The organism is Actinomyces sp. HMSC075C01, from assembly GCF_001812965.1.
Taxonomy (GTDB): Bacteria; Actinomycetota; Actinomycetes; order Actinomycetales; family Actinomycetaceae; genus Actinomyces; species Actinomyces acetigenes.
In genome coordinates this window covers 1-815 of sequence record NZ_KV810951.1, presented here as the reverse complement: position 1 = coordinate 815, position 815 = coordinate 1, and the positions used below count along the sequence as shown (strand labels likewise).

The window sequence follows — 815 nt, the reverse complement described above, 5'->3', positions numbered from 1 at the left end:
TGCGTCCGGCCTGCTTGGTGCTTGCGACCTGTCCGGTGAGTGCCACGAGCGGTGAGATGCGGGTGGCGGAGCGGGCGGGGCGGAGCACGGCGATGAGGGTGACCAGCGTCCCCAAGGCGACGGTGAGCCCGAGGGACACCGGGGAGATGGTCAGCTGATCGGCCTTGAGGTCCGCGAAGGTTCCCGAGGACACCGCGATGGCACCGATACCGGTCCCGAGCGCCGCGCCCAGGACGGAGCCGACCAGACCTGTCATGAGTCCGGTGCGCAGCACGGCGAGCATCACCTGACGGCGACTTGATCCTATGCAGCGCATGAGGCCGATCGTGCGGGTCTGGCGAGCCACCAGCGTGCTGAAGGTGGTGGCGATGACGATGATGGAAACGACCGCACAGACCGGGGCCAGGAGATTGAGGATAGTTGAGATGTTCTCCCCGCCTGCAGTCTCCGACTTAGTGCGCTGGACGATTGTTTCGTCGGCGCTCTGAATGATAGCGGATGGCTGGGTGGTCAAGATGGTGTTGGAAACACTACTCATCAGGGCACTGGTGTCGAACCCTGGTTTGGCGTTGACGTATAATCTGTAGTAGTTGGTGTGCGCTCCCATGGCCTGGAGCTGTTCGGTGGTTCCGAAAATAATTCCAGGTCCGGAAATTTGATTATCCGCTCCCGCGGAAACGATGCCGACGATCGTGGAAGATGAGTGGATGGCGTCATCCTTGTCGTCGTTCTTCATTTTGATGGTGTCGCCGACGCTGAGGCCTTGCTGCTCGGCGAGCATGGAGTCGATGGCCACCTCACCGGTGGCGGTGGGG

The 815-nt window shown here is 62.0% G+C and carries 1 protein-coding gene; it reads right to left on the bottom strand.

From position 1 onward, the window contains the following. Positions 1–781: ABC transporter permease (locus tag HMPREF2883_RS02045; RefSeq protein ID WP_256277287.1), on the bottom strand; the 781-nt coding region annotated here is incomplete at its 3' end. Between the last annotated feature and the right edge of the window lie 34 nt (positions 782–815).